Source organism: Bacteroidota bacterium, assembly GCA_016722375.1.
GTDB lineage: Bacteria > Bacteroidota > Bacteroidia > Chitinophagales > LD1 > Bog-950.
The window spans coordinates 393,241-416,397 of the sequence record JADKJG010000002.1; the positions used below are offsets into that span (position 1 = coordinate 393,241).

At 41.6% G+C, this 23,157-nt stretch carries 14 protein-coding genes and 1 pseudogene; 4 read left to right on the top strand and 11 right to left on the bottom strand.

Annotated features, from left to right (window positions below; translation table 11 throughout):
• Positions 1 to 15: 15 nt before the first annotated feature.
• The 3 genes from IPP77_03595 to IPP77_03605 all read right to left on the bottom strand — a co-directional run bounded on the left by IPP77_03595 (position 16) and on the right by IPP77_03605 (position 716).
• A complete protein-coding gene (locus IPP77_03595; GenBank protein ID MBL0308780.1) occupies positions 16 to 201 on the bottom strand; it encodes a type II toxin-antitoxin system HicA family toxin in 186 nt (61 codons plus the stop codon).
• Positions 202 to 423 carry a type II toxin-antitoxin system HicB family antitoxin gene (locus tag IPP77_03600; GenBank protein ID MBL0308781.1) on the bottom strand — a complete coding sequence of 74 codons (222 nt, stop codon included), beginning with the start codon at positions 421 to 423 and terminating at the stop codon, positions 202 to 204.
• Between the two features lie 128 nt (positions 424 to 551).
• Positions 552 to 716 (bottom strand): hypothetical protein, encoded by a 165-nt coding sequence (locus tag IPP77_03605; GenBank protein MBL0308782.1) that lies wholly within the window; start codon positions 714 to 716, stop codon positions 552 to 554.
• A gap of 1,558 nt (positions 717 to 2,274) precedes the next feature.
• On the opposite strand from IPP77_03605, the gene IPP77_03610 reads away from it, so the two are divergent.
• From IPP77_03610 to IPP77_03620, 3 genes are all read left to right on the top strand, one after another.
• The gene (locus IPP77_03610) at positions 2,275 to 2,949 is read left to right on the top strand and encodes a hypothetical protein (protein MBL0308783.1); all 675 of its coding nucleotides are present in this window, start codon (positions 2,275 to 2,277) and stop codon (positions 2,947 to 2,949) included.
• Between the two features lie 164 nt (positions 2,950 to 3,113).
• Positions 3,114 to 4,229, top strand: coding sequence for a PorP/SprF family type IX secretion system membrane protein (locus IPP77_03615; protein ID MBL0308784.1), 1,116 nt, complete (start codon positions 3,114 to 3,116; stop codon positions 4,227 to 4,229).
• A gap of 173 nt (positions 4,230 to 4,402) precedes the next feature.
• On the top strand, positions 4,403 to 10,492 hold the full coding sequence (locus IPP77_03620) for a PKD domain-containing protein (GenBank protein MBL0308785.1): 6,090 nt from the start codon (positions 4,403 to 4,405) through the stop codon (positions 10,490 to 10,492).
• 67 nt (positions 10,493 to 10,559) lie between these two features.
• Here IPP77_03620 and IPP77_03625 read toward each other — a convergent pair whose 3' ends face one another.
• From IPP77_03625 to IPP77_03655, 7 genes and pseudogenes are all read right to left on the bottom strand, one after another.
• Positions 10,560 to 11,387 (bottom strand): DUF2092 domain-containing protein, encoded by an 828-nt coding sequence (locus IPP77_03625; GenBank protein MBL0308786.1) that lies wholly within the window; start codon positions 11,385 to 11,387, stop codon positions 10,560 to 10,562.
• A gap of 71 nt (positions 11,388 to 11,458) precedes the next feature.
• Entirely contained in the window at positions 11,459 to 12,745 is a 1,287-nt protein-coding gene (locus IPP77_03630) for an AMP-binding protein (protein MBL0308787.1), read from the bottom strand.
• Between the two features lie 64 nt (positions 12,746 to 12,809).
• Complete coding sequence (locus IPP77_03635; GenBank protein MBL0308788.1) at positions 12,810 to 12,989, bottom strand: hypothetical protein; 180 nt, start codon at positions 12,987 to 12,989, stop codon at positions 12,810 to 12,812.
• A 95-nt stretch (positions 12,990 to 13,084) separates the two neighbouring features.
• The gene (locus IPP77_03640) at positions 13,085 to 14,419 is read right to left on the bottom strand and encodes a hypothetical protein (GenBank protein ID MBL0308789.1); all 1,335 of its coding nucleotides are present in this window, start codon (positions 14,417 to 14,419) and stop codon (positions 13,085 to 13,087) included.
• A pseudogene (locus tag IPP77_03645) lies at positions 14,403 to 15,937 on the bottom strand (NAD(P)/FAD-dependent oxidoreductase). The gene IPP77_03640 and the pseudogene IPP77_03645 overlap by 17 nt, the downstream one beginning before the upstream one ends.
• A gap of 252 nt (positions 15,938 to 16,189) precedes the next feature.
• Positions 16,190 to 19,633, bottom strand: coding sequence for an MMPL family transporter (locus IPP77_03650; protein MBL0308790.1), 3,444 nt, complete (start codon positions 19,631 to 19,633; stop codon positions 16,190 to 16,192).
• 105 nt (positions 19,634 to 19,738) lie between these two features.
• Positions 19,739 to 20,932 carry a hypothetical protein gene (locus tag IPP77_03655; protein MBL0308791.1) on the bottom strand — a complete coding sequence of 398 codons (1,194 nt, stop codon included), beginning with the start codon at positions 20,930 to 20,932 and terminating at the stop codon, positions 19,739 to 19,741.
• A 364-nt stretch (positions 20,933 to 21,296) separates the two neighbouring features.
• Here IPP77_03655 and IPP77_03660 point away from each other — a divergent pair, with 364 nt between their 5' ends.
• Positions 21,297 to 22,148, top strand: coding sequence for a DUF2911 domain-containing protein (locus IPP77_03660; GenBank protein MBL0308792.1), 852 nt, complete (start codon positions 21,297 to 21,299; stop codon positions 22,146 to 22,148).
• Positions 22,149 to 22,943: 795 nt separating this feature from the next.
• On the opposite strand, the gene IPP77_03665 is transcribed toward IPP77_03660, so the two are convergent.
• The coding region (locus tag IPP77_03665; GenBank protein ID MBL0308793.1) for a DNA cytosine methyltransferase at positions 22,944 to 23,157 on the bottom strand (214 nt) is incomplete at its 5' end.

The following is a 23,157-nucleotide window of genomic DNA, read 5'->3' on the forward strand; positions in this document are numbered from 1 at the left end:
CACCAATTAAAAAAACTACGGTTTAGGAATTTCGAGGTCTTTACAAATTTTCCGCGCAAGAAAATCGTTTACCTCATTATGTCGAGGCACGGAACTCGTTTTATTTTTTGAAGGATTATAATAGATGCTATGATTCCCTCCTTCGCGCATCAGCAAACAACCATGCTTACTCAAATGGATTAGCAAATCTTTGCGTTTCATTTATGCTGCCAGTTCGTATTTTTTGCGGCTCAGGGTTTGTCCCTTCTCCGATTTGCGCGAAAGCTCGCGATTAGCTTCCAATATCATTTGCAACGCTTCCTCCAGATTTTCTGTGGCTTCTTTCTTGGTAGCTCCCTGTGTATTGACCCCGGGAATTTCTTCTATCCAAGCTATATATCCTTGCTTTACTTTCTTAAACGCTGCGGTCAGACTTAATTTCATGGTGTTCTATTTGTTATCAAAGATAAAGTTTAAAGATGGGCATACAAGCTCCCCTCCATTCAAAACCAATCATACTTGTTTGCCAGTTTCTCCACCGGCTTTTCTTTTTCCAAAAACAAAAGAACCCATCAGGAATTCTTATCAAGAAAATCACCCAAGGTCTGTTTCAGTTTGGCTATTTCTGCCAGACATTCATCGCGGTCTTCATAGCCGAGACCATAGGAAGTCACCACAATGCGCTCCCCATATCTCACCCGCCATTTCCAGGCGCCGCTACCGTTTTCAAAATACACCTCCACCATATAACTCGGTTCGGTTCCTTTCGATTTTCTTCCATGATGCCTTTATGTTGATTGCAATATAGATTTTAAATAAAATTTCGCGCTCCTCGCCGATGAAAAAATTCCAGTAAGTGAGACATCACAAAGTTCGGAAGACTTTATAAAGGATTAGTTTACAGTGGTTTATGTTCAGCTAGCCCTTTCAAATAATGCAAAAAATTTCACGCAGAGAGCGCAGAGATGCAGCGTATTGAGTCTTTATTTTTGCATTTCCTCTGCGTTCCCAGCCATTCTGCGCTCCCTGCGTGAAATATAGTATGCCTTTTAAGGTAAATTTCTCCAGAGAACGCTGTTGGAACATGGTATTAATATGCTTACTACAAAGCAACTACAACATCTTCCGAACGTTGTGGGGAGACATCTACCGGTAGCAAAAAAAAAGCCCCGCATTGCTGCGGGGCCTTGACACACTAACAATTGCCCTTGACGGGCTAAGGAGAGACTGCAAATATAAACTAAAGTCCCGGTTTTTTTAATCAAACAATCCCTTCTCTTTTTTTCCCTGCTGCTCTGCGCCCTCTGCGAAAAATAATAGACGCTATCCTCCACAGGAATCCTTCGTACCGAAAAGTGCTTTGAGCAAAAAAAGATGGAGGAGGAATTTTCATTCAGCATTCCTCATTCAAAACTCAGCATTAAAAGCGATCTACATTCTTAAATCTAAGGTAGAAACGTAAATAAAAATTGCAATTACCATTAAAACAACCCCGACCCAAAAGAGCCAGTTGTGGTGAATTGGTTTTTTAGTCGCTTCCTTTTTATCCTCGGCGTTCTGGCTCATTACTTTAAATTTGGTGAAGTCAAACAGAGATTCTTTCCCCCCGCCGCTCTCAGTTCCTATTTAAACCGAAGACGAGGTGGAATTTCCTATTAGCATTCCTCATTCAAAACTCAGCATTTAATCAGGGGTTGCTTGTTTATCGCCTCAAAAAAAGTTTTTGTACGAGAAAAAATCTTTTTCCCTTGAAAAAAGAGCGTGGCGTTCGTAAAAAAAGTGTGGATTAGCTAAAAAATACTTTCCCGAGCTGAAAAATACTTTTCCGGGCTGAAAAGTGCGTTTGAGAAAAATTTAGCGCTTTTGAGTGGTCAAAAAATCTTTTTGAGCGCTGAAAAGAGTTTTCAGCCGCCAAAAACTCCTTTTCGCTCACCAAAAAAAGTTTTTGGAACGGAAACGCGCTAAATCAACGGACAAAAGCTCCAAATTTCTGCCAAAAAGATTTTTCAGCTCGGAAAAGTATTTTTTGATCTGACCAACCTGATATTTTGGTTTTCAAGCGGTTTTGAAGCCGAAATTCAATCTTTCAGAAGGATTATAAAATTGTTTAAGTGAGAAAAGGCAATTTATTTTTACATAATCATTTATGTTGCACTAAGTAAACAATCTAACATGCTGATTTTAAAACTATATTCTGTTAGTCTAAGTTTCTAAATTATCATTGGTAAATTATTTTTGTAAAAGTTTGTATTTCCCAAAAAATAGTTATTATTGCACTATAAAATATAACTAACTATGAAAAGAAATGCAATACTTAGAAGCTACCACGGACTCGGCGTTCCCGGTAAGCTTGTCTATAGCCGTAACGTAATCGTTCATGAAACGGGAAACGTAAATTTCCTCGATCCTTTGCCCACACTAGCCGATAAAACTACGGCAACCGATGCTTTGGAGGCGGCTGCGATGGCCGCCAGCGACGGCGACAAGGACAAAATCCGCATCATGCACGAAAGAGAGGCAGAATGGGTTAAGATTATGGACGACAATGCAGATTACGTCGAAGACATAGCAAAAGGAAATGCTGAGATTATGTTGTCGAGCGGTCATGCGGTTACTAAAGTGGATTTTGATAAACACACCAAACCGATTCAAATGGTGGTAGATGCGTTTGCTAGTAAAGGCGCTCACGGAACATTGGAAGTTGGAACAAAAACGGTGACAAATTCAGAAGGGATTTTGAGCATTGCTGTTTTCGGAGACGGCGTTCTTCCGGTTCCGACTGTGATAGGTGACCGGCAGATAGAAATTGAAATAGGCGGAATCAAAATAGTAGTAATGACCACCACTAAGCATCGGGGCACGATGATTAATTTGCCGCAGTTCAAAGTTCCGAAAGTGTATATGGTAGGCTTTAATGCCGCAGGCATGGGGCCTATTTCTAATGTGGTTTCGGATGTGATGGTGCCGTAAATTTTTTCATAATAGACCCTTCGGGTCAAACTTTGTACGTCAAACGCCCCGCAGAAATGCGGGGCGTTTTTTTGTTACGGATTGAATTGTATAAAACAAGTGCGGCCCCCGATTGCCACTTTTATCGAAACCATGTATTGGATTATCGCGTACGCTTATCATACATGGTTCTACTTCTACGCTGCTCCATACTTTTTTTCCTTCTCTCGTCGCTTGCAGATTTGCAGGCACAAGACCCGGCCTTTTCGCAGTATGACGCCAACCAGCTTTATTATAACCCGGCTTATGCCGGATATAAAAAAGAAATGCGGGTCAAAACCAGCTACCGAAACCTGTGGCCCAATGTACCGGGCAAGAGCGTTCCTGGGCCACTCTCAATTTATGCAGTGATGGCCGATGCCTATTTGTCTATTCACAACAAGTTTAATGCCGGCGGCGGCGCCTTTGTGGTGCAACGCACCGAAGGGGAAGGTTTTTTAACCACCACCTCGGTCGGCATTACTTATTCGCAACACATGCCCGGCATTCGCACCCGAAACGACCACGTGGATCGGTTCAATATTTATCTCGGTTTTAAAGTGTATTACAACAATATTCATCTGGATTGGAGTCGCCTGGTTTTTTCTGACCAGTTGAACGCTACCTACGGCCTGACGGGCGGCTCTTCTTTTGATCAGACAACTATTTCGAGCCGCCACTATGTGGATTTTGATTATGGAATTTTGTTGCGAAATAATTTTCAGGCCAAAAGCAAATGGTATAATGAAATTGGTTTTTCGATGGGCCACGTGTTGCGACCGGCTATTTCTATCACCGGTTCCAACGGCGATAAAACTAAGCTGCCGCGAAAGTATGTGGTGAGTTACCGAAGCACTATTTCGCTGCGCGATGAGAATTTCTACATCAGCCCGACTGTGCTTTTCGAAAATCAGGCAAAGTTTTTTGAGGTGAATGCAGGGATTGATTTCTACATGAAATTCAAATCGAAAAAGGAATTGATTCCTTTAAGTGTTGGGTTGTATAATCGCTTTTCTTTCATCCTGAAGAATTCAATAACCGGCGAAAGTAAAATCAACACCAGTGCCGTTATTCTGGCCATCACACACCGGGGTAGTTTTGCATCCAGCAAAAATGCGCTGGGCTATTCGGTGGGTGTTTCGGTTGATTTTCCCTACATGGGATTGGGAATGCAAACCGCAGGTGCTTATGAAATTTCGTTGGGATTATCTATCCCTTATCGCAAACGAAACGTGATGAAATGTCCTTTTGAGGCATTTTGATTTCCCTCGCTCCATTTTCTATTCCGGCACATCTCATCGGCTTTCTTGTATCACACAAGGGCGGTGTTTTTGTTGCTAAACCAACAGGTAAAAAGCCTTACTCCACATGGTAAAATACAAACAACAATAGCAAAGGGAAATACGTAAAATAAAATAGGAAGAAACAAGCAACTATGGAAACAAAACATTTACGTCAATCAATTTTATTAATCATACTAAGTTTCGTTCTGCCTTTTGGGAAGAATGTATTCTCGCAATGTTCCGTGAGTGCCGGCTCTAACAAAAGTATTTGCCCAGGCGCAAGCGTCACTCTAAAGGCCGTTTCAAACAATGGCAATCCGGGCAGCTATTCCTGGACTTCAAACCCTGCCGGGTTCACAGCCAACACTAAGAACATTACGGTCAGCCCTTCGGTGGCCACCAAATATATGCTGCACTCTACCGGTAACGGTTGCAATTCTTATGACACGGTTCAGGTTTCTATCTACTCCCCTCCTGCCGAGCCGGTCTTTACTTATAGCATGGATACTTCCTGCTCGGGCACGATGGTTAACTTTTCGACTCCTGCTCAAAGCGGTGTAAGTTTCACATGGAGTTTCGGAGATGGAGGATCTGGAACCGGGAATAACGTTTCACACAGCTACCACTCCGTTGGCAATGGTCCTTCTTCCTTTACCGTTGTCGTTACTGCCACCGGAAATCATGGCTGTACGGAAAGTCATACAATAGTAATCAGCATACCACAGAATACTGCTGCTTTGCTTCAACCGGGTGCCGGAGTAGATTCATCCACATTCAACGGTGCCTTAACTTTTTTCATCTGTGCTGCCGCCGCACAACAAGCAGCGATGTTTAGTTTTGTAAATGGCTCGGCTTCTTCAGCAGATTATACCACAAAAATAATTTGGGGCGATACTTCTGCTCCCTACGTGAACAGCACCGGATGGACGAACGTCAGCCATATTTACAGACGAGGTATTTTCAATCTGGTGTATATCGTGAGCAACAACATTACCGGTTGTACCGATACCACTTTTTATAAAGTGTTTTATGGCAGCAACCCTGCGGGAGGAATTGCCTCGCCCGGAAATACGGACATCTGCGGACCGGACTGGCTTACTTTTTCTCTTTACAACTTTCAAAATAATACTGCGGGAACTATCTATACCGTGGCATTCAGTGATTCTACTCCACCGCTTATTTTTAATCATCCCCCACCAGACAGTATTTCTCACTACTTTGAACGATCTTCTTGTGGGTTCTCCAGTTCCAACGGTATTACTAATTTCCCCAACTCATTCTCCGCCTCCTTAACGATTGAAAACCCCTGTGGACTGACTGCGGGATCAGTCGTTCCAATTTATGTTTCACTTCGCCCAGAGGCAGATTTTTCTTATGGAAATGTTTGTGTCAATTCGCCCAGCGTCTTCACCAATACGTCGCAGAATGGAATGGCAGCAGGCAACAGCGCCTGTAATCAACAAACCCCTATTATCTGGAGCATCACACCCGATACCGGTTGGACGGTTACCTCCGGAAATATGGGAAAAGACAATGGGTATGTTGATAATAATTTCAATCCGGCGTTATGGACTTCGGGGTCCAATACGCTTTCGGTTTCTTTTACTGCTGCAGGTAATTATCAGTTTCAGATTATTGCCGGGAATAAGTGCAGCACGGATACCACCGGTAAACTTGTTTGTGTCTCTGCTCCCGCCGAAACAGCTTTTAGTCTTTCCACTTTAACCGGTTGCGCGCCTTTGTTTGATTCGGTGGTAAATATTACCCCGCCTCCGCCAGGTTGCAGTGTGCCAAGTTTTGAATGGTCTATTGTCCAGAATAATTCCACTTGCACCGGTTCCGGCCTAAATTTTGAATACCTCAATGGAACGAATCCGGATTCTTCCACCACGTATCTCAGGTTTAATAACGAAGGGACGTACAACATACAATTGAACGCGACAAACGTCTGCGGCACCTATTCATCCATCAAAACTGTAGTGGTGAAGACGAAGCCACAAATAGGAATTACGATTCCTCCAACGACCTGTTTCGGACAATCTGTAGCACCTACAGCCAACGTGCTGTCGTGCGGCGGAAACATTTCAGACTACACTTGGAGTTTTCCGGGCGGCACTCCGGCAAGTTCGACGAGCCAAAATCCAGGAATGATTAACTATCCCGTTTCTGGTCAATATGCAGTTTCGCTTTCTGCACAAAATGAATGTGGTATTGTTAGTACCAATAAATCCGTCAACATAGATACCATCCCTATGGCTATGGCGGGAAATGATCAGCAGATATGTTCCGCCGCTAATACACAAATCGGATCAACACCGCTCAACGGTTTGACCTACTCCTGGAGTCCTATTGTCGGTTTGAGTTCCTCTTCGGTTGCGAATCCGGTGGTTTCTATAATCAACAACGGAGTAGCACCTATTTCGCAGACTTACTATTTAACCGTATCAAATCCGGGCAATTGTTCTTCCACAGACTCTGTAGTCATAACCGTATATCCGGCGGCTACGGTAAACGCTGGGCCAGATGTAAGCATCTGTAGCGGTCAAAGCATCTCTTTAAATGGAGCTTTCGGAGGGGTCGCTTCATCCATCACTTGGACATCCAATAATGCTGGAACCTTTTCAGACTCATCTTCAATAGTATCTTCTTTTACACCGCTCTTTACGACCGGTCAGGCAACACTTACCATAACCACCAACGATCCCACCGGGCCTTGTCCGGCGGCGATTCACAGTATGAACCTTACGATGGTCGCTCCACCAACAGCCAATGCAGGAAATGATGTGGCTATATGCAGCGGCTCCTCTGTTCAAATCGGGACGCAGTCACAAAACGGATATACTTATACCTGGGCTCCAACAGTTGGATTAAGCGACTCAACTATTTCTAATCCAGTAGCAACCATTAATAACACAACGAATGGAGTAATTATGCAAGCATACCTGTTAACGGTCGGTGCGGTGGGCTGTTCTGATACAAATAGTGTTACGGTATCTGTTTATCCTGCTCCTTTGGCTCAGGTCGTTGCTCCGGTTAGTACCTGTGCGGGAACGCCTATAAATATTACCGGTAGTATTTCCGGGTCTGCCGCTTATGCTACCTGGCATTCCACAAGCGGAACCTTCGCTTCTCCCGATTCTCTGAATACCAACTTTACGCCTTCTGTTTCATCCGGTATAGCCTTAGCTTATTTAATTACAGATAATCCGCTGGGGCCTTGTCCGGCTGATACTGTTGTCTTGCAAATCACAGTTAATTCACCTCCTGTAGTAAGCGTTAATATAGATAGCCAAACAATCTGTAGCGGAGACAGCACAGATCCTGTTACGCTCTCTTCATCAACAACGGGGATGATTTATACTTGGACGGCTACCTCCTCAGGCGGTGTTACTGGATTTATTTCTAGTGGAACTGACTCCATCATACCGGCACAAAGATTAGTTAACAACGGGAACGCTGTTGCAACTGTTCTTTATTCCATTACTTCTTCTTCCAGCAATTGTGGAGGAATACCAATAACTTTTACCATCCGAGTTAATCCTATTCCAACTCTGTCGCTTCCCGCCCCGCAGATTATCTGCACAGGAGATACCACAACAATAATCTATCTGTCATCTACACCTTCCGGTGGTTCTTTTAGTTGGACTTCATCAAATGACAGCAATATTTTGGGCAACATCGCTTCGGGCACCGGTAATATTCCGGCCCATATTCTTCAAAACAATAAGACAACGGCAGATACGGTTATCTATCATATCACTCCATCGGTCAATGGATGCGAAGGTTCTATCACAAACTATCTGGTGATTGTTAATCCTAAAGCTGTTTTAACAACCCCTCCGGCCACTCAAACTATTTGTTCCGGGCAAAGCACTTCACCGGTTAACCTCACATCAACATCTGTTGGAAGTAGTGTAACATGGCAGGCCTTTGTTCCTGATAATATTACCGGAGCCATTCATTCAGGAAGTGGAGTGATTCCTGCTCAAACTCTTTTCAACAGCATTGCGGACTCCGCGTCGAGCATACTGTATATTCAATATTCTATTTCCATCCTCTCAAATATTTCGGGATGTGGCACAACGAATAGTTCCTATTCTATAGGAGTCAGGCCAATACCTCAGATTGATTTTGACATTACCGGCACCGGTGGTTGTTCTCCATTGAATAGTTATATTCTTCCTAAAACATCTCATTTTTCAACCGCCGACTCATTGACAATCAATTGGGGCGATGGGACATCCAATGCGGTGATATATCCGAAACTCAATAAGCCGATCTGGTCACCTGTGCAACATTCATTCTATAACAACAACAGCGATCCAGTGACTTACCAAGTATCTATGATTGTGCATTCGGCCTGTTTAGACACCACCATTCGTCGCCCCGTTACGGTTTCTCCGGGTAGCGTGAACGCATTTTTCACCTCAAGCCCCAGCACCGGCTGTGAGCCTTTAACCGTTACCTTTCAAGACCAATCATCTAATGGAGCCCTCCTCAGTTGGTGTTTCGATTATGATTTGGTGAATAAACAATGTAACAGCGGAGGGAAAGTGACTCCAGCAGGATCAGCAGTCTCCCATACTTTTGCTGCAGGTACACATACAATAGCTCTCTATGCAGCACAGGGTGCAGGTTGTGCGCAGGATACTATTTATCAAACCATTTACGTTAGTCCCTCGCCCGTGGCTTCATTTATCCCCTCTAATAACCTTTGTGCTCAAACTGAAATTAGTTTCACCAGTTCCTCTACTTCGCCCCCAGGATCTTTCCTCAGTCAGTATCAGTGGAATTTCGGTGATGGAGCCTCTTCTTTATCTATTAATCCAGTTCATGAATATGGAATGGCAGGAACTTACAACGTCTGTCTAACTGCTACCTCCAGTTCCGGTTGCTATGACTCTATCTGTCAACCGGTTACGATTGTTAATCGACCGGAGGTCAACTTCGAGATGCAAAATCTCTGTGTGAATACCCAAGACAAGGCTTTTCAGAACCTGAGTTCCGGTGCCGAGTTTTATCAATGGTATTTTGGAGATAATACCTCGTCTGCGGCTGTTAGTCCACTGCATCCATACCAAGTTGCGGGAACTTACAGCGTCATGTTGGTTGGTTCCACCCAAACTTGTAGCGATACTGTAAGACGTAGTGTTACCATCTATCCTCTTCCTGAAGCTTCTTTTACTATACCGGTTGAATTCGGATGTGGTTTGCCAGCATACCTCACACTAAAAAACACTTCTAAAGGGGCCATAGGTTACCAATGGGATTTTGGCGATGGAAATAGTTCTACATTCCCTGAACCTATAGCCACCTATGTCGCAGAAGGAGCTTATATAATCTCATTAATAGCCACGAATAATTTCAACTGTTCCGACACCACACAATTGCCCGTTTCCATTCATCCTTCTCCAACTATAGAATCGGCTCAAATTCTTCCTTACAGTGGTTGTCAGCCTGTTAATGTTCGCGTAAACGTGACAGCAGCCAACGCTAAACTTTTTGTTTGGGATTTTGGTGATGGAACTTCTGTGCAGGGAACATCACCTAATGTTGCTCATCTTTATGAAGACGCCGGAACTTACACCATCGTTATCCGTGCCTATTCTTATAGCGATTGTGGCGATACGCTCTCAATGGCCGATACCGTAAAGGTTTATATCCGTCCCGTTGCCGACTTTGATTATGAAACAGACGAAAACCAACAACCTGCTACCGGCACCGTAAACTTCACTAACTCCTCACTGCATAGCACTTCATACCTTTGGAATTTCAGTGATGGATTTACCTCGACTGAAGAAAATCCGGCGCATACTTTCCCTGATGTGAACCAGTTTGATGTGATGTTGGTAGCCTCCACTCCTCACGGATGCAGCGACACCGCCTATAAAAATATAGATGTAATCAAGAAAACACTATTTGTACCCAATGCCTTTGCTCCGGACTTCAATTCAGGTAATGACCTAGTAAAAGTGTGGAAACCTGCCGGTGTTGGAATGAGGGAATATCATGCCCAGATATTTAATAAATGGGGCGAATTGCTTTGGGAGTCATACTTGCTTGATGAAAATTTTGAACCGGCCGAAGGCTGGGACGGAAAATATCAGGGCAAGGATTGCCAACAAGATGTGTACGTTTGGAAAATCGAAGCTGTATTCCTTGATGGCAGCCGATGGAATGGCATGCGCTATCCGAAAGAGAAAATGCGTAAAAGCATCGGTTCTGTAACGCTTATCAGATAGCATTTATCAGCCCCACGTGAATTTAGGGTATTGAATAGGAAGGTACTAAAACAGCGACCTCGTATCGCTATTTGTTCTTTTTCATTTCCTCCGAGTCAAAAGGGTGTAGGCGATAATAAGATGGAAGTGATTTGGAGGACAGCATGTTTTCTTTCAATGGTTCGTTAATCTGGAAGGCAGTTAGTTGATATTTTTCGGATTGTCGCAAAGTATCATTTCCCAAAATGGCTACTAGTTCAACCGAATAGGCAAGAGGAACATAATCATCTGATTTGATCCAAAAGTGAAATTCATTGCTTATAACCCTTAGCTCCACGCCTCCTTTATCTTTCAGCATCCGGGTAAGCCGTATATGATGAGTAGTCTTACCTGAAATCATTTCATCACCTATCCAGTCCACGGTTTCGCGCTTGTCATACTCGTCTATATGTTCGGTCAAAGGATAACTGGATGGAGAGGCAAAAGGAAGGTACAATTCTGCTTGCCTGACTAAACGTTGCACTTCATCTTCCCATGCGTATACTTGGTAGTAGGTAGCGATGCTATCGGCAACATTGGCAGAAATAAATTCCTCTCCGGTATAAATGCTGCGGCGTTCTTCATTCAACCCAGAATATTGAATCAGATGAAAAAAGCAACCAGAAATCGAATCCATGGGGTGCTTTTCAAAATAGCAGTGATACGTCTTTACAATGGTATCATTGGTTAACAGAAACTTTCTGTAAGACACGGCTTCATAATAGCCGACCTTAATATCTTGGCATGTTTTGAACGATTTAATAAGTATCTCTGCTTGCTTCGATGATGTGGGGGAAAAATCCTTTTCTAATGACCATTGTGCATTCAAAAGACTAACTGTAAGGAATAACTGAAGAATGATTAAGCTAGATTTCACGCTGTAAATATAGGATTCCGAAAAACTATACTTTTTCTCAAGTGTTACCATCCTAACTAATTCTGATGAACTCAACGGAACACTACCATCGTAGGCTTGCGGCTTTCTTTGGGTCGAAGCGATTGGAGTTGACTGCTGGAGGTAAATTGTATAGAAGGTGTCACACGGAGTTTGGCACGGAGAGTAGATAGAATTTGAGATTCTACTATGTCGAGATTGCCGGTGATAGAAATATGAATCATCACTTCGTCCATCCCCATTTCATTTTTTGATACTTCAACTACATAATCATTTATCTGCGGCACCTGACTCAGTGCATCATAAATAGCAGGCGGGAAAAATGTGGTCCCTTTGAACTTTATCATTTGGTTCTTTCTTCCGGTAACCGGCGAAAGTCTTACTGAATTTCTACCACAGGAACAAGTATCATCATATAGTGCGCAAATATCCCCAGTTCGGTAGCGAAGCAAAGGCATTCCCTCCACGCCAAGAGTGGTAATCGTTACCTCCCCCATTTCGCCTGTTCTCACTGGATTTCCCTCATCATCTAATACTTCCACTATCATTAGTTCCGGTCGAAGATGCCCTCCCTTGCCACAGGAACATTCGGTAAACGCTGTTTGCATCTCGGTAGATGCATAGGTAGAATACAATTCAACATTCCAATGAGCCTTTATTCGACAAGCCAGATTATTGGGAGTAAAATCGGCATGACGTACCGGCTCACCAATGCAAATGACTTTTGCAACACTCGATGAATTGCAATCAATCTGGTGGGCATTTGCATATTCTATCATTTTCAACAGAAAGGATGGTACTGCTACGAGTACATTTGGTTTAAATCGTTGTATGTTCTCCCATTGCGCCTGGGGCGAAACAACTCCAGAACGTATTACTCCTCCTCCCAACTTCCGAATTCCCTGATAATAAGCCATCCCAGCCATAAACTGCCTGTCTAGTGTCAACAGAAGCATAAATACATCGGTCGGTTTGCATCCAGCAATAAGAAAGGATTGCTCCTCGTTATACGCCAATCTTTTTAAATCATTATCTGTCAAAGCGACCGTCACCGGTGTGCCGGTAGTGCCTGATGTAGCACAGTAATCTGCTATTTTGCTATATGGGACACAAAGGAACTCATCGTTATACTCCGCAAAGTTTTGCTTGGAAGTAGTTGGAATATTCTTTAAGTCCTCTAACTGCGTGATAATATCAGGCACGATACAGTACTGACTAAATTGCTTTCGGTAATACGGCGAGTTTTGCTGGAGGTAATGCAATAACTCCTTCAGTTTGGTTTGCTGATAGCTTTCAATATTGTTCTTAGTCTGATATTCTATTGAGGTGTACCTGTTCATCTCTTCAAGCACTTCATTTCTGATTTAATCTTATCTGCCTCATTAGTATTGTTAATCTCTTTGGTTAATGCCAAGAATAATTATCTATTGCATCAGCTTTGGCTCCTGTCACCTGAAAATAGCGGGCAATCAGATAATATGTTTCCCAAAATTCAGGATTGCTATTTTGGAATTGCTCAATAACGCTTTTCTCATCTGGCATCTTTGTCTTGTTTTGAATCGCATCCCAAATCATATCTTTCATCTCTTTAAAAAGAAGAAATCTTTTCCAACCGCTTGAATATAAAAAGGTATCAGTTGGTATGGTGAGGTCCGCCTCTACTATATCCGTCCTTGTTTTTATCCTGGGGCTAGTTTGAAAACCTTATCTAAATCATAACAAACGAATTCTCCCAACTGATATGGGTTTGCGGATACCCACATCCTTAGTTTTTTCGGCTGAAAAATAACAGCATGATGACTGAGTAGTTGATTAATCGCTTTTTCATTTCCCATACCTATATTCTTCTCTCCAATTCCCCCCTGATTACGCAATATACTCGCTACGTTCAAATAATCTAATGATGGAACTTGATTCATTAACTCATTAAGTCTTTTATAGCGATACATTGAGGCTGATGTAGCGATATTTTCCCGATTACTTTCATCACTTTTAAAGGCCTCGCTTTGGTAATGATTGGTACACAAAATAAAATCAGTATCCGACTGATATAAAATTGTTTTAGAAATACTTTTTTCAATCAGTGCCGTTTGGTTGTCCGATGCAGAACCAATCATCAACGTTTCACAAACAAATGTTTTTCGCTTTTTGGCAATGTCATAAGCGTCTTCAATGTTGCTGGCATATTGTAATATTTCACGGGCAAGAATAGAAATTGGAGTTGTAGCCTTACTCGGCACATCTGATTTGGCAGCGTTAATCGTTACTGTCAGACCTTTTTCATTCATTCCCGAAACGCAACCTATAAACCCAGCCCAAGTAACCATAGCAAACTTGAATCCTGAATTAGGTTTACAGAAATATACAATCTTGTCTTTTGCAAACTTATCTCCAAGACTGAAATCTAAATTTCTTCCAATAAGTAAAGATGAATCCGCACTTTTCTCGTCCCAAACACTAAATGAAGTACAGCCGACCAAAGCCAAACTTTGAAAAGCATGTCCCAAATCATGAGCCGTATGATAATTCAGCATCCGGTCATAAGGTGGAGCGATATAGTCAAATTCATGAGGTGCTGAAAATGATTCGCCGTATATTTCCAACCGGTTTTCTATTGGAATGTATTTATCAATATCTCTATTAAATACCTTTGAAACTAAATGCAAAAACTTAAGATAAGTATCATTCGGAACTAATTTGTGAATCTGTTCTACAAAGGCTTTTTCTTGTGTATAAAGCAACTCCCTATTCAACTTTCCTGCAATTACTCCTCGCTCGAATGGCTTGCCCTCTATATATTCCTCCCAAATTCCACTCTTGTTCTTCTGTAGCCAGTTATTGCCAATGTGGTAAAAGTCATTATCAGAGTTTTCCCTTTTTAGATCAAGGTATGCGTTATCTACCGGATGAGGAATTTCTGGTGCTAATCCATAATGCACAAAGGAAACCGTAGCTATTAACAATATTGTTATCAGCGTCAGACAATAAAAAAGCAGCTTAAGCGGTTTCCTCATTGGCCTTAATAATTTTATTCAAAAGATATTCTCTGCCCAATAAATTCATGCACGTGATAATAGCGCCGATAGAAACCCCCAATACACCATGCAGGTTTATGCTTTGTCCGGTAAAAAAAAGGTTTTGGATTTTTGTTTTGCTATGGATAGAGGTCCTCATCAAATCATTAAAGTCCTTAACCACCCCATAAATACTCCCATCATTTGTGCCTATATAGTCTCTATAGGAAAGAGGAGTTGACGTATAGTATGTCTGAATACAATTGTTCAGTTCCGGAAATTTAATAGCAACAGTGCTTAACAACTTCTCTGCCTTTTTTTTCTTAAACTCTTGATAATCTACCCCTCTATCACTTTCTTCAACTGTTGTATTAATGGTGTGTTCCCATCGCTGCACCTCGTCAAAGCGCATATAGCTCATAATGGATAATGTTTCGGCGAAACCATCATTGTCCTCATCTGGCCCCTCATACATCGCATAACTATATGGCCAATTTGCTTCTGTATAATTTATTCCTTTCCACACGTCCACCTCATCAAAATAGTAATAGTTCTTGTTCTGATATTTGTATGTCCCGGGTTTCAGAAGAATATATACAACAAAAATTGAGATGGAATTTTCAAGGCTTGAAATCCTTTCTCGATATACCGATCGAATAGAAGAGCAGTTTATCATGTCAAGAGTCTGGGCAGGATGAATATTCGATATAAACGTATCCGCATGAACCTTGACACCAGTATCAAGTTGGACGTAATCTACAATTCCATTTTCGGTATGAACTGATTGCACTTTAGCTTTTCGTAAAATATCCCCACCAGACTTTTTAATGTTACGCGCAAGCAATTTAGCGATTTGATCACCACCATTTCTAATCTTGAACGCTCCCTCAATATAGCTATTTTCAATCAGGGCATGAATATATAAAGGTGTTTTATCTGCCTGACCGGCATAAAGCAAATTATTTCCTGCCAGAACATTTCTTAAAGTAATATTCTCGGTCAATGAATCTAAGTATTGCTTCACTCCATGAACAAAGACTGTCTTATCGTCATAATCTTCTTCTTTTTTCAAATTATAAAGAGGGAAGTTATTGCAGATATTTTTTAAGTCCTTACAGTATTTATCTATTGCCAGTGTGTCCAGCGGGAATTTCTCATTCATGATGCGGGTAAAATTCTCATAACCCATTCCGTAGGAATACACTCGTCATCGTCCTTGAACAAAATCACGTCAAACCCCTCCTCATCCATTTTTTCAATTTCTAATCTTTGGATGATTCCTAGATAATTAAATATCCGGTATAAGTTTTGCCCCTTATCTAACCCCCCGATATAATGCACTCCAGTATCCAAGGTGACTCCATTTCGTTTAAACGACTGAAGATTACCCCCTAGTTGTTCATTCTTTTCAATGATGCAAACTGCCTTTCCCTCTTTGCTTAGAATGGCTCCGCAAACAAGTCCGCCCAAACCACCACCGATGATTACAACATCATATTTTCTACCTATCGCTTTCATTCTAATCTCAACACACTTACAGAGTCAGACTTTTTCTCTAACAAAAATTCGTTAAACAAACTGACTGGAGCATCAATAATAATAACAAGTCCACCAGAAGATAACCTATCTAAACAGTTTTGAATCAAATGATTCAATGTGCTTTCATTCTGGATAACTTTGGAATGAATAATAAACGCTTCACTTTCCTCTAATTCGTACTGACTTATCGAACTATAAACAAAGTTGACTTGGCCATTCTTTGAATAACAGTTATTTTGCCACCCTTACCCTCTCTTCATCCGAATCAACTCCAACGATTTGTCTTTTAACCCCAAGAAAATGTAACATGTACGTAGTTAATCCATAACCACAACCCAATTCAGTAATCATTCCTGCTTTCGGCACTACATCGTTAAGAGTAGCATATAGGTCTTCTCGTTGAGCGAGTTTCAACGCCTGCCACTCGAGTTCGAGGCCTTTATAAATATAGTTCATAGCCAACCGTTGCCGAAACCATCGGGGCCTTTCAATTTCAACCTGTAGTTTACGGTATTCAGTTCTGAAATAAGAGGTGATATTTTTAGCCCGCTGAATATAATTGCTTCCAAAGCTTAAATCATTTGCTTTGATCCGCGGAAGATATTTCATAGTTAGTTGACCATTGAAAATCATAAAGTCTCCCTTCCGAAGACTATCAGCTCCGCCGTGAATAACTAAAGGAACAATATCTAAGTTCAGCTTCTCCGCCAAATAAAACGCCCCTTTGTGAAAACGTTTGATCTTGCCATCAACTGAACGGGTTCCTTCAGGAAAGATTACTATTGAGTATCCTTCCTTCACTATCTTTTCAAATTTATCTAAAGCGGGGTTTACTCCCTCCATAGTGGGAAGATAATCAGCCATTTGAACTACTTTACCAAATACAGGCGAATAATACACCCAACGGTTAGTAAGCAAAATTAGTTTAGGATGTTGCGCTACTGTCACTAGAATATCAAGTACCGAGGTGTGATTGACAATAATGACAGCCGGTTTCGAAAAATCCATGCTTTCCTTATTTATATGGCGTTTTTTCACGTTTACCATAACATATAGCAGCGATTTCAGCGAAGCGTGGATTAAATAATGGAAGAAAAGTTTCTTTTTCTTCAAAGGAATAAACGGTACGATATAAAACAAAGCGAATCCGAAAATTGTTAAGAGCAGGGCTGAAAAGGTGAAATATGTATAAGAAAAAGCAGTTAAAGCCAGCGTAATAAATGTCCAGGGTGCGCGACCAGATATTTTACGATTCTGCGCAACAAAATTGAAAAGTACCGGCTGAAGTGTTTGCCCGATAAATACTACACAAAATATTCCAATGATTGAAATCATCGCAATGGATCGAAGGGCGGGGTGTTGAGCAAATATCAGTGCTCCCAGTCCTATTAAAATCGTTACTGCGGACAGAAAAATGGAGGTTTTATGAGATGACAACACCTCCTTCCCCTCCCGATACTTTTGTACTAACCCATCAGTCATGAAAATTCCGAAATCGTCGCCCAAACCAAAAATGAACGTAGAAATAATGATGTTAATCAAATTAAACTGCAGTCCCAACCAGCCCATAATACCAAGTATCCATATCCAAGTAATAACCATGGGGAGAAAGGTAATAACCGTTAGCTCCAATCTTCCATAAGTAAAAAGCAAGGAGATAAAAACCAATGAGGAAGTAAACAACAAGATTCTATTAAAATCACCTGCAATTATATTCACCAATTTGTTGGTAATGATTTGCTTGTCTAGGATAATATTTGCCGGGTCCTGAGCTAATTGGGCATAAAGAGTAGAACGTCGAGCCTTGTCCACACGAACAGCGCTCAAACCTATTTCTTTATCAGGTTCGGAGATTAGGTATTCATTACCAAAAGCTTCCTTTATCACGTGCAACTTCTCTTCGCCCATATTCAAATGTTGCTCATGAATTAAAAGAGAATCAAAATTAGAAAAGGCTGTTGGTTGAAACTTAAATTGCTTGGCTTCCAATTTTATTTTTTCCAATACTCTTTGCTTTCGGGCCTCTGTCCAATACTGATTCCATCGTTTGATTCTCTCCTCTTGCATTTTTCTAGAAGGAATGAAGTCCGAAAACGTAGAATAATCATAAATCAAGCCTTTCTGTTTTGCATTTTTTAGTTGCTGACTTAACTGTTCACTATTCCGCAGCATCTGCTCCGTCGTTTTTCCGGTTGAGGCGATGAAAACCAGTTTTGAGTTTTCATCCTGTGTCAAATCAATCTCCTTCTGAGCATATTTTGTTTTTGGGCTCATGTAGTTGACTGTGTTTAAGTCACTTTCAAAACGGACATTTGAGGCATATTGGAGAAAGAAGATGGTGATCAATAAGATTGCTAGTGAAAATAAACCTGCATTCTTTTGAACGAATCCTTCCGTGGATAAGTAAATGGAATATAAATAACTTGAACCGGAGGGAGTATTTTTATCTGCTGTAATAAATTGTGGTAAGAAGATTAGTGAAAAAAGAGCAGCCCCCATCAGGCTTAATCCGGCAAACCAACCGAAATCATTCAGTATTCTGGACTCTAATAAAGTAAGCGACAGAAAGGATCCAATAGTCGTGAAGCTTCCAATAGTAATTGGCGAAAACAAATCGGCAATGGTTTGTTTCACTGAACCGCAATGCCTGAAATGAGTAAAAAAGTGTAGTGAATAATTTACCGCGATACCCAGAACAATAGAACCTGCCCCTAATGCAATGCTCGATATACTTCCTCGAAATAGGGTGATAAAAGCCAACGAAAACAATCCCCCAAACAAAACGGGCAACATCATAATAAATGGAACCCGTTTTCGACGAAAAAAGAACCAAGTAAATGCTAGAATACAGCAGATGGTAATTGAAAGTGTCAATATTGAATCCTGTTTAAGTTGATGCGCATTTCCAGAAGCCACAACAGGGTTACCGTAATAGAGAATTTCAACTCCACTTTTTTCTGTTGAAGAAATTATTCTATCAAAGCCTGCAAATAACTTTTCATTTTTTGCCGTTTCTCCCATCCCACTTTTCAAGGAAATAAAAAGATAAGCACTACGCTTATCTTTTGACATAATGTGGCCATCATATAAATCATAATGATCGTCCACCTGCATTTTTTTGAGCCTTTGCAGTACTGGCATTGAAATCCCCAGAGGATCATCTGCTATCAATTGTTTCAATACCATTCCCGAGGCAGATGTCAGGAGATCATAGTTCTGTTCCAAGCTACGGGAGATTTGCGCTGGTTCTGTGAGCGAATCAATAATCTGGTAGTCCTCTTCTTCTAAAAAAATTGGCAGGTTTTCATAAACAGACTGATATATCTGTAGTGCTGTTTCGTCGCTCACCCTTGATTTGATGGAAACTATCTGACCAGAGAATTGATCCAGCAATCTACGCTCAAAGGAATCTGCCACTTCTATCAATTCCTCCGGTTCCGCTTCCCGACGTGAAATTATTTTGACAATCACCTTATCTGCCACGTTAGAACTCCGCAGTATATCTGTTATTTCTTTCGTCTTTTCCCCTTCAGGAAGAATAGCCGAAATATCTTCTTCAAGTCGGATTCTTGAAGAAACTAACGCAAGAGCAACAAATAGAAATACGGTGAGGACATAGAATAAATATTTCCTGGACTGGAAGTAATCATAAATACGAAGAAAGAAGCGCAACATTAGTGGGCGAATATAATCTCTGAAAACACGGGAGGCAAAATAAAAACAACAAAAAACCCAGAGAAAGACTCTGGGTTTTTGTTTACAAAAAGAGTTTAAAAAGTTCTAATTAATAGGAGTCACCTTTTCAATCATGATTCCATTGGCCGAAACGGTCAGTGCCGGATTGCTCTGAGCGGGTAGCTGATTGAAACTATCTTTATAAGAGTTGCCTACAATCGTATAGCCGCCGGTGTTCAAGTCGTATAATATATTGTTGAGCATATTCACGTTATTGCCATTCCCCGCATTTTTGTAGAATGCCTGTTTAGAACCGGGGGTACCGCTAATCGTCAGTTTCAGGCGGTTAAAGTTGATAACCTGATTATCTGTAACGCCTCCCAAAAGAATAGCAAAGGCTTCAGAACTACCACCGACTGCAATAGAGTTATTACTAATCTGCCCCAAACTTGAAGGATCGGCCACACAGTTATTTAAAGATAACCCGCAAGAACCATTGGCAGCATTCACAATATTATTACTCACCATCAGATTGCCTGAAACATTTTCAAAACTAATAGCCTTATAAGAACCATATTTTGTCAAGCTGCTTACTACATTATTGGTAATTACTGGTGCCTCTTCATTGGAAAGCGAAAGCCCACCTTCGTATTGATTGAAGAATAAAGTTCCTGTAATGGTAGTCCTTGTATCTCTTGAATCCGGGCTATTGCCCCCTTTGAATAAGCCCATGCTACCATTGTTAATTTCACAATCTTCAAACACTACATCAGATTTAGGACTGCTTGCTGTGCAATAAATCACCGCATTATTTGCCCCCGTTCTTGCGGCCTCTACGCCTTCAAACACCACCCCTTTGAAGCGGAGGTTATTAGAACTGCCGTCCACTTTCACACAATTTCCGTAAGTAGATGCTTTGTGATCAATCGTCAGATTCTCAAACGAAAAATAGGATGCACTATTCAGCATAAAGGTGAAATCGCCGGTAGCATAGCTGATAACGACATCTGCGTTATTCCTGGAATGAGATTCAAAGGTGATTGTATTCAGAGCAGAAGCGCCGCGAATAGAGGAAAGAACTACCTTCTCATTATACACCCCATTTTCAATTTGGAAATTGACTCTTCCCGATATACCGCCACATTTCAGCGCTTCGATTGCTTCAGATACCGTCGAATAATCGGCGTCATCGCTCATACCAATTTTGAATTGTCCGGCAAGCGTGACACAATCACCGGCAATAGCCTGTGTGCCACAAGAAAGCAGTGCAATTGCAATTAGAGTTTTAAGTTTGTTCATAATTTTTTTTTAAACCAGTTAACATTTTAGGACTCGTATAAAATAACACTGCATCCCTCTTTTGTCAAGAGCATAAACATCTTTTCTTTCAGAAAGCCGTTTTTCGCGGTTTTTCATTCCAAATTTGTGATAAGCAGGCATTTCTGCCCGTGTCCTGAAATCAAAAGTAGTGGTATTAATGAATTGGACAAATGTTTTGAACTGTTTTTTAATGGCTTGATTCGTGGATTCAAATGGATGTTGCTTACCCCGCTATGAATATCAGCCAATTCCTATGCCTTAACATATAATAGCACCCCTATTCAGTTTTCAGCCCTCCTGTTTTGGTATCTTGCGCCACTTCTATAAATAAACCATATATCTTATGAAACACAAAGTATTAAGCTTGTTCACCGCGGCCATCATCGCCGGGTCTTCTCTAACAACCACCGCGCAAACCCTTAAAGTTCCTGCCCCAAGTCCTACACAGACCTTGAAGCAGAACTTCGCTCTTTCAGAAATCTCGATTGAGTATTCCCGTCCGGGCGTAAAAAACCGGGTGATTTTCGGCGACTTGGTTCCCTTTGGCAAAATCTGGCGCACCGGCGCTAATGCCTCAACGAAAATTACCTTCGGGGAAGATGTGAACGTGGAAGGCAAGGCCATAGCAGCCGGCACCTACGCCATTTATACCATACCAAACAGAGACAGTTGGGAAATACTTTTCTATAAAGACCTGAAATTGGGTGGAAGCGTCAGCGACTATAAGGCCGCAGATGAATTGCTTCGCTTTACTGTCGAGGCTTCTGCGCTGGCAAACAAGGTGGAGGATTTAACGATTCAGGTTACGGACATTACACCCAGCACTGCCAACATCGAGCTTTCTTGGGACAAAACCAGTGTAGCCTTTCATGTAGCCGCGAATATTGATGCGGCAATCATGAAAAATATTGAAACAGCCTTGGTCAATGACAGCCGCCCCTATTTCCAAGCGGCCAATTATTATTATGAAAACGATAAAGACCTGAACAAGGCGCTAGAATGGGTGAACAAAGCAATTGAACAAAATCCGCAATTCTACATTATGCACACCAAAGCAAAGATTCAAATGAAGTTGAAGGATTACAAAGGCGCCATTGCCACCGCAGAAAAATCACTCGCTATGGCAAAAGAAGCGAAGAGCAATGATTACGTAGCACTAAATGAAAAACTAATCGCCGAGGCGAAGAAGAAGTAAGCCGCCTGAACTGAGATGGTTCATCTTTGGCGAAGCCAATCGTTGAAAAGCCCCGCCCGAAAGCCATCGGAGCGGGGCTTTTGCTTGGCTTGCTGGTGATATTTACGCTGCTATAAAGTGGAAAATTAAACGCCGGTAAGGGCCAAATACCAACCAGTAGTGAAATCAAAGAATCGTGAGTTGAATATTTTCAATCGTGCCATTCTCGATGCGAATACTATCATTACTTCATTACAACCATGCTGAAATATTCCTTGACAACTTTATACAGGTTGGTGTTTAGCTGTCCAATAATAAATAAAAGAGCCAGCGCCTGCCTACCGCAGGCAGGTCACCAACAACCAATTGCAAAGCTTGTTGTTGATGTTCGTAATAAGTGATTTTTAAAGATGAACTAAACACCAACAAGGGCGGAAACTAAACACCAAGGGCGCAAAGTCGATGGCAGCTAATTTATGGAAGTCGCAGACTTTCTTCTATTAAGACTTCCAAGTGCGCTACGCTAACACTTGGAAGAACGGGGGTGTTTAAAATTTTACCGAAGGAAGGGTTTAACGATTGAAGGACTAAGAAATGTCTTGGAAAAGAGTGTCCTGAAAAATGAATTGTCGTCAGTTAAGTTTGAAAGGAAAATTTTGCGGGAGGGTTGCACATAACGTTTTGGCGCTTGGCGAAGGTGGCGATTTTCACCACAAATGTTGATGCGGAGAACCAAACTTTGATTAACCACAAATGTGTCTGCGGAGCACTGAACCGCCACTTTTGCCAAACCCGTGTTATGCCTTCGTTGTTTTTTCACTCGTCTGTCAGTGCGTTAGGGAAGGCACACTCTTTGGCAAGTTTTTGGTCAAGCGTTGGGATTGTGCGACTTGCCAATGTGTGTGACTTTGAAGCGTTGGCTTTTGTCTTGCTAAATATGTTGTTGTTTTCAATTAGGTCAGTAATTACCGCCTCAATTACTGGAACTGAAACAGCATTGCCCATTTGTTTATAAACTGCGTTGTCGTTG

Excerpts from the sequence above, each read along its gene's own strand:
- IPP77_03595 (MBL0308780.1), bottom strand. The coding sequence starts at position 201 with ATGAAACGCAAAGATTTGCTAATCCATTTGAGTAAGCATGGTTGTTTG.
- IPP77_03600 (MBL0308781.1), bottom strand. The coding sequence starts at position 423 with ATGAAATTAAGTCTGACCGCAGCGTTTAAGAAAGTAAAGCAAGGATAT.
- IPP77_03610 (MBL0308783.1), top strand. The coding sequence starts at position 2,275 with ATGAAAAGAAATGCAATACTTAGAAGCTACCACGGACTCGGCGTTCCC.
- IPP77_03615 (MBL0308784.1), top strand. The coding sequence starts at position 3,114 with ATGGTTCTACTTCTACGCTGCTCCATACTTTTTTTCCTTCTCTCGTCG.
- IPP77_03620 (MBL0308785.1), top strand. The coding sequence starts at position 4,403 with ATGGAAACAAAACATTTACGTCAATCAATTTTATTAATCATACTAAGT.
- IPP77_03630 (MBL0308787.1), bottom strand. The coding sequence starts at position 12,745 with ATGAACAGGTACACCTCAATAGAATATCAGACTAAGAACAATATTGAA.
- IPP77_03635 (MBL0308788.1), bottom strand. The coding sequence starts at position 12,989 with ATGAAAGATATGATTTGGGATGCGATTCAAAACAAGACAAAGATGCCA.
- IPP77_03640 (MBL0308789.1), bottom strand. The coding sequence starts at position 14,419 with ATGAGGAAACCGCTTAAGCTGCTTTTTTATTGTCTGACGCTGATAACA.
- IPP77_03650 (MBL0308790.1), bottom strand. The coding sequence starts at position 19,633 with ATGTTGCGCTTCTTTCTTCGTATTTATGATTACTTCCAGTCCAGGAAA.
- IPP77_03655 (MBL0308791.1), bottom strand. The coding sequence starts at position 20,932 with ATGAACAAACTTAAAACTCTAATTGCAATTGCACTGCTTTCTTGTGGC.
- IPP77_03660 (MBL0308792.1), top strand. The coding sequence starts at position 21,297 with ATGAAACACAAAGTATTAAGCTTGTTCACCGCGGCCATCATCGCCGGG.